This window comes from Burkholderia sp. FERM BP-3421 (assembly GCF_028657905.1).
In the GTDB taxonomy this organism is placed as follows: domain Bacteria; phylum Pseudomonadota; class Gammaproteobacteria; order Burkholderiales; family Burkholderiaceae; genus Burkholderia.
In genome coordinates this window covers 48,784-64,722 of sequence record NZ_CP117781.1, presented here as the reverse complement: position 1 = coordinate 64,722, position 15,939 = coordinate 48,784, and the positions used below count along the sequence as shown (strand labels likewise).

Genomic DNA, 15,939 nt, shown 5'->3' with positions numbered 1-15,939 from the left:
AAATAGCACGATGACTTCGGATCAGCTGATTGCGCAATTCGGCCCGCGCGAATCGATGGAATATGACGTCGTGATCGTCGGCGGCGGCCCCGCCGGGCTGTCGGCGGCGATCCGGCTCAAGCAGCGCGCCGCCGAAAAAGGCGCGGAGATCGGGGTGTGCGTGCTGGAGAAGGGGTCGGAGATCGGCGCGCACATCCTGTCGGGCGCGGTGATGGATCCGCGCGCGCTGACCGAACTGTTCCCCGACTGGCAGGCGCAGGGCGCGCCGCTCAACGTGCCGGTCACGGAAGACCGCTTCCTGTTCCTGACCGAAACCGGCGCGAAGTCGGTGCCGCACTGGGCGCTGCCGGACAACTTCAAGAACGAAGGCAACTACGTGATCAGCCTCGGCAACGTCACGCGCTGGCTCGGCCAGCAGGCGGAAGCGTTGGGCGTGGAGATCTTCCCGGGCTTCCCGGCCGCGGAAATCCTCTACAACGAGGACGGCTCGGTCAAGGGCGTCGCGACCGGCAACCTCGGCGTCGGCAAGGACGGCGAACCGACCGAGAACTTCCAGCTCGGCATGGAGCTGCACGCGAAGTACACGCTGTTTTGCGAAGGCGCGCGCGGGCACCTGGGCCGTCAGCTGATGGAGCGCTTCAAGCTCAATGCGAACAGCGAGCCGCAGTCGTACGGGATCGGCATCAAGGAACTGTGGGAAATCGATCCCGCGAAGCACAAGCCGGGCCTCGTGATGCACACGGCGGGCTGGCCGCTCAAGCGCGACACCTACGGCGGCTCGTTCCTGTACCACATGGACAACAATCAGGTGGTGGTCGGCTTCATCGTCGGGCTCGGCTACACGAACCCGTACCTGTCGCCGTTCGAGGAATTTCAGCGCTACAAAACCCATCCGGCGATCCGCCAGTTCCTCGAAGGCGGCAAGCGGGTGTCGTACGGCGCGCGCGCGATCACGGCGGGCGGGCTGCTGTCGCTGCCGAAGACGGTGTTCCCGGGCGGCGCGCTGGTGGGCGACGACGCGGGCTTCCTGAACGCGGCGCGGATCAAGGGCAGCCATGCGGCGATCAAGACCGGGATGCTGGCGGCCGACGCGGCGTTCGACGCGGTGCAGGCGGGCCGCCAGGGCGACGAGCTGAATGCGTATCCGGATGCCTTCAAGCAGTCGTGGCTGCACACGGAGCTGCACCGCGCGCGCAACTTCAAGCAGTGGATGAGCAAGGGGTTGTACCTGGGCACGGCGATGGTCGGGCTCGAACAGAAGGTGCTGGGCGGCAACGTGCCGTGGACGCTGCATCACCAGCACGCGGATCACGAGATGCTGAAGCCGGCGTCGCAATGCGAGCCGATCCAGTATCCGAAGCCGGACGGCAAGCTGACGTTCGACCGGCTGTCGTCGGTGTTCATCTCGAACACGAACCACGAGGAGAACCAGCCGGCGCACCTGACGCTCAAGGATCCGAAGGTGCCGGTGGACGTGAACCTGCACGTGTACGCGGGCCCGGAGGCGCGTTTCTGCCCGGCGGCGGTGTACGAGTTCGTGAAGGCCGACGACGGCGCGGAGCGCCTCGTGATCAACGCGCAGAACTGCGTGCACTGCAAGACCTGCGACATCAAGGACCCGACCCAGAACATCGTCTGGGTCACCCCCGAGGGCGGCGGCGGACCGAATTATCCGAACATGTAAGTCAAACCGGCGCGCGTTGGCGCGGCCACTTCGATAAGGAACGGACATGAGCAAGGAAGTCGTGGTAGTGGGCGGCGTGCGGACCGCCATCGGCAAGTTCGGCGGCAGCCTGAAGGACTTCGCGCCGACCGAACTGGGGGCGCTCGTGGTGCGCGAGGTGCTCGCGCGCACGGGCGTGAAGGGCGAGGACGTCGGCCACGTGGTGTTCGGCAACGTGCTCGCGACCGAACCGAAGGATCTCTATCTGTCGCGCGTCGCCGCGATCGACGCGGGCATTCCGGAGACGACCCCGGCGTTCAACGTGAACCGCCTGTGCGGCTCGGGCTTGCAGGCGATCGTGTCGGCCGCGCAGACGATCCTGCTCGGCGACGCGGAAGCCGCGATCGGCGGCGGCGCGGAAAACATGACCCGCGCGCCGCATATCGTGTCCGAGGCGCGCTTCGGTGCGCGGATGGGCGATATCCGACTGGTCGACATGATGCAGGGCGCGCTCAGCGATCCGTTTCACACCGTGCCGATGGGCGTGACGGCGGAGAACGTCGCGCGCAAGTTCGGGATCACGCGCGAGCAGCAGGACGCGCTCTCGCTCGAATCGCATCGGCGCGCCGCGCACGCGATCGCCGAGGGCCGCTTCAAGGCCCAGATCGTGCCGGTCGCGCGCACCGTCAAGGGGCGTGAAGTCGTGTTCGATACCGACGAGCACGTGCGCACCGACGCGGTGCCCGAGGACTTCGCGAAGCTCAAGACGGTGTTCGCGAAAGACGGCGGCACGGTGACGGCCGGCAATGCCTCGGGCATCAACGACGGCGCGGCGGCGGTGCTGCTGATGTCGCGCGAGGCGGCGGAACAGCGCGGGCTCAAGCCGATGGCGCGGCTCGTCGCGTATGCGCACGCGGGCGTCGATCCGCAATACATGGGCATCGGCCCCGTGCCGGCGACGCGCACGGCGCTGCAGCGCGCCGGGCTGCGCGTCGAGGATCTCGACGTGATCGAAGCCAACGAGGCCTTCGCGGCGCAGGCCTGCGCGGTGTCGCAGGAGCTGGGCTTCGATGCGGCGAAGGTGAACCCGAACGGCTCGGGCATCTCGCTCGGTCACCCGATCGGCGCGACCGGCGCGATGATCACCGTGAAGGCGCTGCATGAGCTGCAACGCGTGGGCGGGCGCTATGCGCTCGTCACGATGTGCATCGGCGGCGGGCAGGGCATCGCGGCTATTTTCGAGAACCTCGGCTGAAGAAAATAACCGGCCGCGCGGAGGCATGGCCGCGCGGTGCGACGAGGAACGGGCCGGCGCGTGGGTTGCGCCGGCCCATTTTGCATCCGGCGCTTCATCGCGCGTGCATCAAGCCGGCAGCGCGCAGGTTCGCAGGAACGATTCGAGCGTCGCCGCCAACGCGAGCGGTGTTTCGTTCATCGGGTAGTGGCCGGCGTTGTCCAGCACCTCCAGCGTGGCGAGCGGATAGCGCCGCAGATAGGTCCGCTCCATCAGCGCCGCGTTGAACATCGCGTCGTGCGCGCCGACCAGCACCTTCATCGGATGCCGTCGGTCGAGTTCGTCGCTGAAATCGGTATCGGCCCACGCGGCGAAGTAGGCGGCGAAGGCCTCCGGCGCGGCGCGCTCCAACGAGTACGCCGCCTTCCACGTCACCCACGCGGCCGGCAGGCGCTGCCCCGTGCTGCGGGCGATGATGTCCCGGCGTCGCGCCGGCGAAGCGGCGGCGGCGTCGAGCCACGCGCGATGGTCGGGATCGAAGGCGATCCCGCCGCATGGCACCGGCGTGATCGGCGCCAGCGCGCGTACCCGCTCGGGCGCGCGCGCGGCGATGCGCTCCGCCGCCATCGCGCCCATCGAATGACCGACGAGACTGAAGCGCGGGCAGCCGAGCGCATCCGCGAGCGCGAGCGCATCAGCGGCGACTTCGTCGATCGTGTACGCGCCGGGCGCGGCGCGCATCCCGCCGTAACCGCGGTTGTCCATGAAGACGTAGCTGAACGCGTCGGTCGAGAGCCAGGGCTCGATCGGCTCGAACGCGTGCGCATCGCCGAACCAGCCGTGCAGCACGAGGACGGCGTGGGGACCGCTTCCCACGCGATGAAACGTATTGGGCATGTCGACTCCGGAATCGAAAGAGAGGGGGTTGCAATCCGACGGGCGGCGCGAGCGGCCCCGGATCGACGACGGATTGTGCGTCGGGCGCTGCTGGCCCGCCTGCGTTGGCGGGTCAATCACTATAGAATCCGGGCCATGAGAGATACGCTGCTCGATCCCTACGAAGATCTCCCGCGCGACGTGGTGGTGACCGCCAACGACTACGCGCCGGGCGAGACCTTTCCCATGCATGCGCACCGGCGCGGGCAGTTCGCGTTCGCCGCGCGCGGCGCGATCAGCGTGGCGACGCCGCGGGGGCGCTGGCTCGTCCCGCCGCAACGCGCCTGCTGGGTGCCCGCCGGCGTCGCGCACGACATGACGATGAGCGGGCCGGTCACGATGCTCAATACCTTCATCGCACAGGCGGCGGCCGACGCGGCGGGCTTGCCCGATCAGTGCGGCGTGTATGGGGTGTCGGCGCTGCTCGGGCAGTTGCTCGCGGAGGCGGTCGATGTGCCGCCGCTGTATGCGCGCGATGGGCGGGACGGCATGCTGATGGGGCTGCTGGTCGCGGAAATCGCGTCGATGCCGCGCCTGTCGCTGCATGCGCCGCTGCCCGCCGATCCGCGTCTCGCGAGGGTATGCCGGCGCGTGTTCGACGCGCCGTCGATCACGCGCGATCTCGACGGCGTGGCGGCCGAGGCGGGGATGAGCCGGCGTACTTTCACGCGGCTCTTTCGTGCGCAGACGGGAGTGAGCTTCGCGGCGTGGCGGCAGCAGGTGTGTTTGCTCGCCGCCGTGGCGCGGCTGGGCGAGGGGCAGTCGGTCACGCGGGTCGCGCTCGATCTGGGGTATGCGAGCCCGAGTGCGTTCGCGTCGGCGTTTCGCGGGGTGCTGGGGGACGCGCCGAGCCGGTATGTGGCGGGGCGGGGGGCGGCGACATCGAACCCGGCCGAGCCGCTCGATGCCGGTTGAGTCGATTCCGCCGGCTGCCTTCAGCGATACCGCTCACCGCCGTCGGCCCGCGCGAATGAATTCCAGGCGTCCACGTCGAGCCGAAGCGGCATGCTGATGTCGTCCCGATAGGCGAACCGGGCCACGCTATTGCACGCTCGATCGAGCGACGGCCAAGCTCGGGATGAGCCCATCGATTGTCATGAGGCGTAGCCACGCATCTCACGCGCGCGCTCCATTCGCTTCGCATGCATCGACACAGCTTCGCTTCCTCCTTCGCGCTCCCACATCGCCGCAGAGCAAGATGCTTTGCGCGAAACCGATCGCCTGCCGCGCACGGGCAGTCGGCTTCATGCACGGACATTCCAGTCGGAGGACTACCTCATGGCGAGCAGAATCAATGGCGATCCCGGCAATGTATTCGACATGCCGATCGTGCCGGCCCACGCATTCAAGCCGTCGCAGGACGCGGAAGCCGAATCGTCCGACGCGCTGCGCCGGATCCTGAAGGAGTCGATCGAGCTGTTCAAGGTCGACGGCGATTCGAATCAAGCGCTCCCGAGCGATAGCGGGCCGGACGGCGGCGGGGATGCCTCGTTCAATTTCAAGCCGACCGGGAAATTCGCGCAGGCTCCCGCCGCGCCGCCGCCCGAGCAGCGTTGCCCGGCGTCGCCGGACCCGTCGATGGCGCGCTTCGCATCCGCGCCGCCCGACGCGAACACCTCGCGTCCTCCCGGCGACGCGCGCAGCGCGGAGCAGATCATCAAGGACAACCCGCTGCTCAAGCAGCTCGGCAACCAGAGCGGCATTCGCGACAAGCTCAACCAGCTGGTCGGCGGCCACATGGACAGCGATCCCGATCAGGCATACCGCGCGGCGGCCATGCTCACCTACGTGAAGAGTTCGAACAACCGCGAGGGCGGCGTGCGTTCCGATTCGCAGCTCGGCAACGGCAAGATCGACGGCTTCACCAAGGACGGCGACGCGCGCCACGGCACGGAAGCCGGCATGCTGCAGGACATCTGCAAGAACGGCTGGTCCTATGCGCAGGAAATCCAGGGCAAGGGGCACCAGCTCGATCAGACGAGCGACACCCATGTCCGCCTCGACGGCACCAACAAGGACAACCTGCAATGGGGCTTCGAGCAGGTCGGCAAGTATCTCGGCGCGATCGTGAAGGGCATCGGCAAGACGCTGATCGACGTCATCACCAAGGGGCGCTTCAATCCGGTGTCGGCGGCGATCAGCGCGATCAAGGACATCGGCGGCGAAGTGGCCAAGCAGGCGGTGAAGGACAGCGGCTTGTCGGCGGACGCGAAGCGCACCGCCGACAAGGTGTTCGACGTGCTCGATCGTTTCTAGCCCCGCTTCGCCTCACCGCGACGCGGCCCGGACGCCGACGGCGCGCCCGGGCCGCGAACCTGCGCTGATCCACGCTACACGAGCGTCACGTCGACGCGGAACGCATCCGATTGCGCCAGCGCCAGCTGCGCGAGCCGGCCGGCGGCGACGAGGTCGTCGCGGACGGCCTCGATCAGCGCGAGGCGCGGTGCGCTGTCGCCCACCGAGGCGCACGCAACCTCGGCCTTCATCGACACCTTCGCATCGGACTTGGCCTTGCGGATCGCCCGCAGCACATCGGTTGCCGCGTACGTCGCGGCGGCGCTCGCGGACGCGCCCGCGAGCGCGCGCGCAGCCGCGCCGTCGGGCCATGCCGCGCGATGGATCGAGCCGGCCTGCCAGCGCGACCAGACTTCCTCCGCGACGAACGGCAGGTACGGGGCGAACAACCGCTGGATGATCGACAGCGAGGCGCGCAGCGCGTGACGCGCGGATGCGCCCGCCGCGTCGGCGCGATGCGCGCGCGCCTTCACCAGTTCCACGTAATCGTCGCAATACCACCAGAAGTCCGCCTCGATCTGCGCGAGCGCCTTCGCATAATCGAGCGATGCCAGCGCCGTACCCGCCTGCTCGGCGCAGGCGGCGATCCGCGCGAGCATCGCGCGATCCAGCGCGGCGCTCACGGCGTGCGGCCCGCTCGCGTCGAAGCCGAGCACGAAAGTCGACACGTTGAGCAGCTTCAGCGCGAGCCGCCGGCCGTTGCGCATCTGCGTCTCGTCGAACGCCGCGTCGGCGCCCGGGCGGCCGAGCGCGGCCCAGTAGCGCACGCCGTCCGAGCCGTAGCGTTCGAGCAGCGCGGCGGGCGTGACCACGTTGCCCTTCGATTTGGACATCTTCTTGCGATCGGGGTCGAGGATCCAGCCCGACAGCATCGCATGCCGCCACGGCAGCCGGCCGTGTTCGAGATGGGCGCGGACGGTCGTGCCGAACAGCCAGGTGCGGATGATGTCGTGCGCCTGCGGCCGCAGGTCCATCGGGAACACCTGCTCGAAGCAGCCGTCCGGTTCTTCCCAGCCGGCCGCGATCTGCGGCGTGAGCGAGCTGGTGGCCCAGGTGTCCATCACGTCGGTCTCGCCGACGAAGCCGTTCGGCTGGCCGCGCTGGGCTTCCCGATAGCCGGGCGGCACGTGCGAGCGCGGATCGATCGGCAGCGCGGCTTCGTCCGCGTGGAGCGGTGCGTCGTAGTCGGGCGCGCCCGTCGCGTCGAGCGGATACCAGAACGGCAGCGGCACGCCGAACACGCGCTGGCGGCTGATCAGCCAGTCGCCGTTGAGCCCGTCGACCCAATGCGCGTAGCGCTGGCCCATGAAACCGGGATGCCACTGCAACGCGTCGCCGCGTGCGCGCAGCGCGGCGCGCAGCGAGGGATCGCGGCCGCCGTTGCGCAGATACCATTGGCGCGTCGCGATGATCTCCAGCGGCCGGTCGCCTTTCTCGAAGAACTTCACGGCGTGCGTGACCGGACGCGGCGCGCACGCCAGCGCGCCGGCCTCGGCGAGCGCGTCGGCGATCCGGCGGCGCGCGTCGGCGGCCGTGTGGCCGCCGAGCCGCGCGTAGTGGGCCGCGCCGTCGGGGGTGTCGATCCAGGCGGGCGTATCGCGTCTCAGGCGACCGTCCTGATCGAGCACCGCGCGCGTCGGCAGATCGAGTTCGCGCCACCAGATCACGTCGGTGAGGTCGCCGAACGTGCAGGCCATCGCGATGCCGCTGCCCTTGGCGGGATCGGCGAGCGGGTGCGCGAGGATCGGCACGTTCAGGCCGAACAGCGGGCAGCGCGCCTGCCGGCCGAACCGCGCCTGGTAGCGCGCATCGTCGGGATGCGCGACGAGCGCGACACAGGCGGGCAGCAGCTCCGGGCGGGTGGTCGCGACCACGATCTCGCGGCCGGCGTCGTCTGCGAAGCGCAGGTCGTGATACGCGCCGCTGACTTCGCGTTCCTCCAGTTCGGCCTGCGCGACGGCCGTGCGGAACGTGACGTCCCACAGGCACGGCGCTTCCTGGTTGTACAGTTCGCCGCGCCGGGCGTTCCGCAGCAGCGCACGCTGGCTGGCGCGCTGCGCGCGCGTGCCGATCGTCGTGTAGGCGAGCCGCCAGTCGACCGACAGCCCGAGCCGCACGAACAACGCGCGGAAGGCCTGCTCGTCGTGCGCGGTGAGCTGATGGCACAGCGCGACGAAGTTGCGGCGGCTGATGCGCGCGAACCGGCCGCGCTGCGCGGCCGGCGTGGCCGGCGGCTGGTAGGCGGGATCGTAGGGGATGGCCGGGTCGCACACGACGCCGAAGTACTGCTCGACGCGGCGCTCGGTCGGCAGGCCATTGTCGTCCCACCCCATCGGATAGAACACGGCGCGGCCGTTCATGCGCTGGAAGCGCGCGACGATGTCGGCGTGCGTGAAGCTGAACACGTGGCCGACGTGCAGCGAGCCGGACACGGTCGGCGGCGGGGTGTCGATCGAATAGATCGCGTCGCGCGGTGCGCTTCGATCGAATGCATAGGTCTGCTGCGCGTCCCAGTGGCGGGCCCATTTGTCCTCGATGCCTTCGAGGCGGGGCGGTGAGGCGGCGTGGGCGGTATCGGTTCGGTCGGTCATGCTGGATTCGTCATGGGCGGAAGGAATGGACGGCCGGGGGCCTTCGCCGCGCAGCGGGTGCGGGCGGAACGGGCCGGTCGAACGGCGGCGTGCGTCGGGGAAGACCCGGCGCGCGGCGGAGCGGATGGCTCAGCGGCTGACGTGGACGAGCGTCGCGGCGCGCGGGGGCGGGAAGCGCCAGCGCGGGAAAGACATGACGAACAGCGGATCGGGGGCCGTGTGGCGAAGCCGGGAAGGCAGGCGGGAATGACGCGTGCAGCGCGCGAGGAAGCGGACGAGGAAGCGGACGAGGAAGCGGACGAGGAAGCGGACGAGGAAGCGGACGAGGAAGCGGGCGAGCGGTCGGATGAGGTTGGCGCTGTTCAGCGCGCCGTTACGTTTAACGGTGACATAGCATCCTCCGGAGGTCGGGGGGAAGAAAACGAGGTGGCCGGCTGTTGGCCGGACAGACCTTTATAACGGATTGGCGCGCGTTTCGCAATGCATGCGGCGCACCGCGCGGTGCGCGTTCCGAATGACGCGAGGGCCGAGGCGGAGGCCGTGTGCGAGCGCGTTTGCCGGAGGGGCGGTCCAACTATTGCGCACGGTTCCGCAGGATGCGCACGCGGATCTCTCGCATGAGGCATACCGCCACGCGGGTTGTCCAGCCGGAATCCGAAGCGCGCGGCGATCGATCCCGCGCGCCGCACCGTCTCCGGCGTCGTCAGCGCGCGGCTGCCGAGCGGCATGCGCGAGGCCTTTGCATCGGTGATGCCGAGGCTCACGCTCGCGACGCAACCCGACGCGGTCGCCGACCGGCCGTCGAGCGCGTTCGCCGTGCAGCGGGCCGCGTGCGGCATGTCGAGCGTGGTGCAGCCGATCGAGGTGAGCACGTTGCGCCCGACGTGGAACGGGCACACGTTGCGCGAGCGCATGGAAGCCGGATACCGGATGCGCGAGAACGTGTTGTCCGTCACCGCGAAGCCGGCCGCGCGGCCGGAATTCGTGCTCGCATCGATTCCCGCCATGCAGGCCGGCGGACGCGGATCGTCGGGCGTATTCGACGTTACGTCAGGGGCCGCGATCGCGGTGCTTCAGTGCGCAAGGTCGCAGTCGTGCAATCGAAGCAGCGAGAAAGGAAGCGAGGCGGAAAGGACGTCGTCGTGCGATCTCAGTGAAGCGTGTCCGAATCCCGGGCAACTTTGATAAAGCGATCATCGAGCGTAATCCGGCCGACCGGAAATAATGCGAGACATATCAAATTCGTTCTCAAAGAAAATCCTGTGCAGTAAATCGAAAAGGTGAGTGGCTATTTGAATGGTTCCTCTGTAAATGGCTCACGAATTGAAAGCCGCGCGGTAAAAGGCCGGCGTCGATGTTGCATAACGATCAACGGCTCCGAAGTGTGAAGGAAGCCGTGTTTTGGTTTGCAAAGTTCAACAATTTGTCCTAGTCTCAAGCACGCTGTTTCGACGACCGACGGTTTCATTACCGAGGAGACGGATCGAGCCCCCAGGCCGGCGGGCCGTGCTTTGCGCGGCGCACCGGCCGGCGCCATGGTGTCTTGGCGGACGTCCGCGCAGGTATTGCGCGGCGCGTCCGGCGGCCAGCGATCCTGAAATCGACGAGTCGCATAACTAAATCGGTTCCATTGGCGCGCAAGCGCTGAATCGGCCAAAAAAAGCGAGAGATGGAGGAAGGGATGTCTGCGCAGGATGTCATGGTTTTCCTCGAGAAATCATTCAAAGCGGCGCCTATTTCAAAGACGATGGGATTGCGCATCGCATTCGACGAAGAGGGCCATGCGACCATTTCGATGGCGCGCCGGCCGGATTTCGATCACGGCATGAACGACACGCATGGCGGCGTATTCGCGGCGATGCTCGACAGCGCGGGCTGGTTCACCGTGGCCGCGCAGTGTCGCAAGCTCGTCGTGACGGCGGATCTGCACGTCCGGATGCTGCAGGCGGCGAGACACCAGGATCTCGTCGCGACGGCCCGCCTCGTGCGGGGCGGCGGCAAGCTCGCGGTGGCCGAGATGAGCCTGAAATCGGCCGACGGCGAACTGGTCGCGACAGGCACCGCATCCTTCTCGATTCTCAGCGACCTACCGATCTGAGTCCGTTGCCGCGGACTCATTGAGTCTGCCTCACGGGCAGGGCGGTTTTTTTCCGAGCGGATCGATGCGCGCGCCTTCAGCGGCGCAGACATGCATTGGGCTTTCCATGACTTTTCATTTAAATTCGGATAACTAATGGATGACGAATCCGTGACGCCGCCGCATCGGACCATCATCGAGCGCCTGCGCCATTGGGCCGCGACGCGTCCGGACCGGCCGGCCTACACCTTCCTCAAGGAGCGCGCGCAGTTCGAGCGCGGCATGACCTTCGGCGAACTCGGCGCGGCGGTCGATGCACGCGCGGCCGACGTGCGCGCGCGCGGGCTGGCAGGCCGGCGCGTGATGCTCATGCAGCCGTCGGGGCTCGATTACATCGTCGACTTTCTCGGCTGCCTGGCGGCGGGCGCGGTCGCGGTGCCGATGTATCCGCCGTCGACGCAGCGCGACTGGGACAAGCTCGCGGCGGTGATCGGGAACTGTCGTCCGTCCGCGTTGATCGTGGATGCGAAAACGATCGCGCGGCACGGCGATGCGTTGCGCGCCCAGCTCGGGCTCGACGCCGGATGCAGCGTGCTGACGGGCGCGCCCGGGCCGTCGCCGATGCGCGCGAGCGACGACGACATGCCGCCGCTGGAGTCCGCCTCGCTCGCGTTCCTGCAATACACGTCGGGGTCGACCGGCACGCCGAAGGGCGTGATGGTGTCGCACGGGAACATCCTGCTCAATGCGCGCCAGCAGGCGCGGGCGATGCGCTGCGACGGCGATGCCGTGATCGTCAGCTGGCTGCCGTTCTATCACGACATGGGGCTCATCGGCATGATCCTGCAGGCGCTGTCGGTCGGCGCGCATGCGGTGCTGATGTCGCCGTTCAGCTTCCTGCGCAATCCGTCGAGCTGGCTGCTCGCGATCTCGCGCTATGCGGGGGCCATCGCGGGCGGGCCGAACTTCGCATTCGATCTGTGCGTCGATAAGATCGACGATGCCGAGCGGGCCGAACTCGACCTGGGCAGCTGGCGCGTCGCGTTCAACGGTTCGGAGCCGGTCAAGGCGTCGACGCTCGCACGCTTCAGCACGCGTTTCGCGCCGGCCGGATTCCGCGCGGATGCGCATTTCCCGTGCTACGGGCTCGCCGAGGCGACGCTCTACGTGTCGGGCGGGCATGCGGACGCGCAGGCGGTGCTGTCCGTCGCGCGCGCGCCGCTCGGCGCGAACCGGATCGTGCCGGCGGGCGATGCGGACGCGGGCGAGGCGCTCGCCTCGCTCGTGAGCGTGTACGCCACGCCCGCGGAACTCGATGCGCGGATCGTGGATCCCGCCACGTGGAAGGCGTTGCCGGACGGCGTGGTCGGCGAGATCTGGCTGAACGGGCGCGGCGTGACGGGCGGCTATTGGCAGCGGCCCGTCGAGACGGCGGAGACGTTCCGCGCGTATCTGGCCGACACGGGCGACGGGCCCTTCCTGCGCACGGGCGACCTGGGCTGCGTACGGGACGGAAGGCTCTACATCACGGGGCGCATCAAGGAACTGCTGATCGTCAACGGCGTGAATTACTACCCGCAGGATCTCGAGGACACGGTGCAGGCGCTCGGCGACCTGTACCGCGCGCACAGCGGCGCGGCGTTCCTGCTGGAGGACGGCGGCCTCGCGATCGTGCAGGGCCTCAATCGCGCGAAGCTCGATCCGGAGGCGATGCGCGCCGAGATCGGGCGCGTGCGCCGCGCGATCTGGGAAGGTCATGGGCTTGCGGCGGCGTCGGTCGTCTTCGTGCAGCCGGGCGAGATTGCCAAGACGAGCAGCGGCAAGATCCAGCGCGACTTGATGCGCCGCCGGCTGGCAGCGGGCGAACTGGCGGTTCTCGCGCAGTGGCGCGAGACGGATGATGAGGCGGCCGGTGTCGCGGTAGCCGGTGCCGAGGTGGTTGGTGCCGTTATGGCCGGCGCTGTGGCAGCCGATGACGCAATAGCCGACGATGCGGCAGTTGATACCGAGGTGACTGGTGCTGCGGCAGCCGATGCCGCAACAGTCGACGGCGCGGCAGCCGGTGCCGAGGTGCTTGAGGCAGCTATGGCTGGTGCCTCGATAGCCGACGCTGCGGCAGTCGATGCCGCAACAGCCGACGATGCCGCAGCCGGTGCCGAGGTAGTGGGTGCGGCCGCGACCGGTGCCTCGGCAGCCCATGCCGCGACGACCGCGCCCTATGCGGAGCACACGCCCGAAGCGCCGCCCGCCGCGCTGTCGCCGCGGGCCCGCGCGCTGATCGAATGGCTCGACGACTACGTGCCGCGCTGCGTGAATTCCCTGCAGATCGACGAGCGCCGCTGCATTCCGCCGAACATCGTGCTCGACTTCGGCAATCGCGGCCTGCTCGGCATGCTCGCGCCGCGCGAGGCGGGCGGCCTCGGGTTCGGTACCACCGATTTCACGCGGGTCGTGGAAGTGCTCGGCGCGAAGGACATGACGCTCGCCTTGTTCGTGGGGCTGAACAATGCGCTCGGCATCCGCCCGCTCGCCAAGCATGGCGGCGCGGCCTCGCGCGCGCGCCATCTCGCGGCGCTCGCGACCGGCCGCGAGCTGGCCGCGTTCGCGCTGACCGAGCCGGGCGCCGGGTCGAATCCGGGCGCGATCGCCGCGACCGCGCGCCGCCTGCCCGACGGACGCTACCGGATCAACGGCACCAAATACTGGAGCGGCTCGGCCGCGTGGGCGGGCGTCATTCACGTGTTCGCCAAGACGCTCGACGCGGATGGCCAGGTGACGGGCGTCACCGGTTTCGCGATTCCGGCCGCGAGCCCGGGCGTCGTGCAGGGGCCGGAGGCGCTGACGATGGGGATGCGCGGCATGATCCAGAACACGGTCCGTCTCGACGGCGTGATCGCTCAAGCGGATCAGGTGCTGGGCGAACCCGATCACGGCATGGCGGTCGCGCAGGACACCATGTGCTATGGCCGGCTGGCGATCGCCGCGCTGTGCGTCGGCGCGATGAAGACCAGCTACCAGCTGATGCTGCGCTATGCGGGACGGCGCGAGATCTCCACCGGGCCGCTGCTCGCCAATCCGCACGCGCGCGATGTATTGACCGAGACGATGCGCGCGATCCGCGCGCTCGAACGGCTGGTGCGCGGCGTCGCCGAGCGCGTCGACGCCGGCGCGCGCGTGGCGCCCGAGCTGCTGGCCGCCTGCAAGTGTCTGTCGACGGAATGGCTCGGCGTGACGATCGACCGGACCCTGCAACTGGCCGGCGGGCGCGGCTACATCGAGACCAACCTGATTCCGCAGATCTTCCGCGATGCGCGGATCTTCCGCATCTTCGAGGGGCCGACCGAGGCCCTGCATCATTTCCTCGGGGCGACGGCGGCGCGCGCGCCCGAAGCGTTGCGCGCGCATCTGTCCGCCGGGCTGCGCGACGAGGCGGCCGTCGCGCGCCACTTCGACGCGGCGCTCGCGGCGGCGCGCGTCGCCGCCGAGGCCGATGCGGGCGATGCGCACTGGCGGCATCAGGCCACGGGGGCGTACCTCGCCGAACTCGTGCTGTATGCGGCGGGTGCGGCGCAGGCGCGCGACGACGCGGCCGCGCGCGCGTGGTTCGACGCCCGCCTCGACGCCGCGCGGCGCACGCTCGACGGCGCATCCGCGCGGCTTGCCCGGCTGGCATCGGTGGATGCGCTGCGCGACTACGGCGCGTCGCTCGACGGCGAGATCGGCGTCGACCGGCGGCGCGCCGCGCAGCCCGCGTTCGAGTGCGATCCGCTGCTCGCGCCCGATGCGCCCGCGTCGCTGGCGTCGGCGGTGGTCTCGCCTGCGTCCCACTCGACGCCGCCTCCATCGATCCTGCATCCGGCGCGGCGCGACGACGGCTTGCGCGCCGCACCGCTCGGCATCGACGTCACGGCCGCGCGCCCGCGCGCGCCGCAGCCGGCCGCGCTGCGCGCGGGCGCCGACGCGCACGGCGAAATCCGCGACTTCATCGTCGGTTGGATCGCGGCGCGCTGCAAGCTCGCGCCGCAGACAGCGAGCGCCGACCTGGAATTCGCGATGTTCGGCCTGGGCTCGATCGATTCGACCGAACTCGCGGAATCGCTGTCGAGCCGTTTCTCGCTCGACCTCGATCCGACCGTGTTGTGGAACTATCCGACGCCGCGCCAGCTCGCGGCCTTCATTCATCACAAGCTGCCGTCCGGATTCGCGGCGCGCGCGCCGCAGGCCGCGCTCGCGAACGGACAGGCCAAAGCCTGAGGGGATGCCGATGCTTGCCAAGCTGTTTCGTCAACCGGTCGATGTCTGGCCCGCGCTGTTGATCAGCGGCCTGTTCGCCGTGCTGCTGCTGCTCTATTTCTTCGTCAGGGACCGTGCTTGGCTGATCGCGCTGTCGATCCTGCTGCTGCCGGCGCGGGTCTCGGTGGTCGCGTACAACCACAATCACATCCACTGCCTGACCTTCGTGCGGCAGGCGCCGAACCGGCTGCTCGAACTGATGATGTTCCTTGAAGTCGGCACGTCGCCGTTCTCCAGCACGCTGAACCACATCGTCGGCCATCACACGCACTACTTCAATCCGGCGCTCGATACGCTGAACTGGCGGCGCAGGGACGGCTCGCAGCAGGGGCGCCACGAGTTTTCGCTGCGCACGATGCTGTGGCACTACCCGTCGTGCATCACGCTCAGCCGCGACCGGCCGTCGCTGCGCGCGAAATTCATCGGCTACGGCGTACTGAGCATCGCGCTGCTCGCGACGCTGATCATCCACGATCCGTTCGCGGCGCTCGTCGTGTTCGTCGTGCCGATGCTGATGATGCTGTACCTGCTCAAGTACTCGGCCTACGCGCATCACAGCGGGCTGCCGCTCGGCGACGACTTCACGGCGTCGCGCACCAATACCGGCCGCTTCTACAACTGGCTCACCTGGAACGCCGGCTACCACGCCGCGCATCACGTGAGCCAGGCGCTGCACTGGAGCGAACTGCCCGCGTATCACGCCGAGCTGGCCGCGCGCATGCCCGCCGAGCTGCAGGGCGAGCGCTGGGGCGAGCAGTTCGCGCGCCCGGTCAGTGCCGCGCCGGCGCGTTGACCCGATCCCATCGCCCTTCCTCCGGGCCGACGTCCGGAGGCCGGAATTTCCCCCGAC

General features: G+C 69.0%; 10 protein-coding genes. 8 read left to right on the top strand and 2 right to left on the bottom strand.

The genetic code is table 11. The features are described from left to right. The first annotated feature begins 10 nt into the window (after nucleotides 1-10). Together Bsp3421_RS03470 and bktB are read left to right on the top strand one after the other, a co-directional pair. Nucleotides 11-1,684 carry an electron transfer flavoprotein-ubiquinone oxidoreductase gene (locus Bsp3421_RS03470; protein ID WP_273996953.1) on the top strand — a complete coding sequence of 558 codons (1,674 nt, stop codon included), beginning with the start codon at nucleotides 11-13 and terminating at the stop codon, nucleotides 1,682-1,684. A gap of 46 nt (nucleotides 1,685-1,730) precedes the next feature. Further along, complete coding sequence (gene bktB / locus Bsp3421_RS03465) at nucleotides 1,731-2,918, top strand: beta-ketothiolase BktB (RefSeq protein WP_273996952.1); 1,188 nt, start codon at nucleotides 1,731-1,733, stop codon at nucleotides 2,916-2,918. A gap of 108 nt (nucleotides 2,919-3,026) precedes the next feature. Here bktB and Bsp3421_RS03460 read toward each other — a convergent pair whose 3' ends face one another. Further along, on the bottom strand, nucleotides 3,027-3,794 hold the full coding sequence (locus Bsp3421_RS03460; protein WP_273996951.1) for an alpha/beta fold hydrolase: 768 nt from the start codon (nucleotides 3,792-3,794) through the stop codon (nucleotides 3,027-3,029). 135 nt (nucleotides 3,795-3,929) lie between these two features. On the opposite strand from Bsp3421_RS03460, the gene Bsp3421_RS03455 reads away from it, so the two are divergent. Together Bsp3421_RS03455 and Bsp3421_RS03450 are read left to right on the top strand one after the other, a co-directional pair. Further along, nucleotides 3,930-4,748, top strand: coding sequence for an AraC family transcriptional regulator (locus tag Bsp3421_RS03455; RefSeq protein ID WP_273996950.1), 819 nt, complete (start codon nucleotides 3,930-3,932; stop codon nucleotides 4,746-4,748). 363 nt (nucleotides 4,749-5,111) lie between these two features. Then, nucleotides 5,112-6,089: a hypothetical protein gene (locus Bsp3421_RS03450; RefSeq protein WP_273996949.1), complete on the top strand. Its 978-nt coding sequence runs from the start codon at nucleotides 5,112-5,114 to the stop codon at nucleotides 6,087-6,089. Nucleotides 6,090-6,163: 74 nt separating this feature from the next. Here Bsp3421_RS03450 and valS read toward each other — a convergent pair whose 3' ends face one another. Continuing rightward, nucleotides 6,164-8,719 (bottom strand): valine--tRNA ligase, encoded by a 2,556-nt coding sequence (gene valS / locus Bsp3421_RS03445; protein WP_273996948.1) that lies wholly within the window; start codon nucleotides 8,717-8,719, stop codon nucleotides 6,164-6,166. A 639-nt stretch (nucleotides 8,720-9,358) separates the two neighbouring features. Here valS and Bsp3421_RS03440 point away from each other — a divergent pair. The 4 genes from Bsp3421_RS03440 (at nucleotide 9,359) to Bsp3421_RS03425 (ending at nucleotide 15,882) form a co-directional block, all read left to right on the top strand. After that, complete coding sequence (locus tag Bsp3421_RS03440; protein ID WP_273996946.1) at nucleotides 9,359-9,904, top strand: hypothetical protein; 546 nt, start codon at nucleotides 9,359-9,361, stop codon at nucleotides 9,902-9,904. Between the two features lie 484 nt (nucleotides 9,905-10,388). After that, nucleotides 10,389-10,817 carry a PaaI family thioesterase gene (locus Bsp3421_RS03435; protein WP_273996945.1) on the top strand — a complete coding sequence of 143 codons (429 nt, stop codon included), beginning with the start codon at nucleotides 10,389-10,391 and terminating at the stop codon, nucleotides 10,815-10,817. 135 nt (nucleotides 10,818-10,952) lie between these two features. Beyond that, the gene (locus tag Bsp3421_RS03430; RefSeq protein ID WP_273996944.1) at nucleotides 10,953-15,050 is read left to right on the top strand and encodes an AMP-binding protein; all 4,098 of its coding nucleotides are present in this window, start codon (nucleotides 10,953-10,955) and stop codon (nucleotides 15,048-15,050) included. 10 nt (nucleotides 15,051-15,060) lie between these two features. Beyond that, nucleotides 15,061-15,882: a fatty acid desaturase gene (locus Bsp3421_RS03425; protein WP_273996943.1), complete on the top strand. Its 822-nt coding sequence runs from the start codon at nucleotides 15,061-15,063 to the stop codon at nucleotides 15,880-15,882. Nucleotides 15,883-15,939: the final 57 nt, after the last annotated feature.

Bases quoted from the DNA above. Each gene is read 5' to 3' on its own strand.
- Bsp3421_RS03450 (WP_273996949.1), top strand. From the start codon at position 5,112: ATGGCGAGCAGAATCAATGGCGATCCCGGCAATGTATTCGACATGCCG.
- Bsp3421_RS03455 (WP_273996950.1), top strand. From the start codon at position 3,930: ATGAGAGATACGCTGCTCGATCCCTACGAAGATCTCCCGCGCGACGTG.
- Bsp3421_RS03430 (WP_273996944.1), top strand. From the start codon at position 10,953: ATGGATGACGAATCCGTGACGCCGCCGCATCGGACCATCATCGAGCGC.
- Bsp3421_RS03425 (WP_273996943.1), top strand. From the start codon at position 15,061: ATGCTTGCCAAGCTGTTTCGTCAACCGGTCGATGTCTGGCCCGCGCTG.
- Bsp3421_RS03470 (WP_273996953.1), top strand. From the start codon at position 11: ATGACTTCGGATCAGCTGATTGCGCAATTCGGCCCGCGCGAATCGATG.
- Bsp3421_RS03435 (WP_273996945.1), top strand. From the start codon at position 10,389: ATGGAGGAAGGGATGTCTGCGCAGGATGTCATGGTTTTCCTCGAGAAA.
- Bsp3421_RS03460 (WP_273996951.1), bottom strand. From the start codon at position 3,794: ATGCCCAATACGTTTCATCGCGTGGGAAGCGGTCCCCACGCCGTCCTC.
- valS (WP_273996948.1), bottom strand. From the start codon at position 8,719: ATGACCGACCGAACCGATACCGCCCACGCCGCCTCACCGCCCCGCCTC.
- bktB (WP_273996952.1), top strand. From the start codon at position 1,731: ATGAGCAAGGAAGTCGTGGTAGTGGGCGGCGTGCGGACCGCCATCGGC.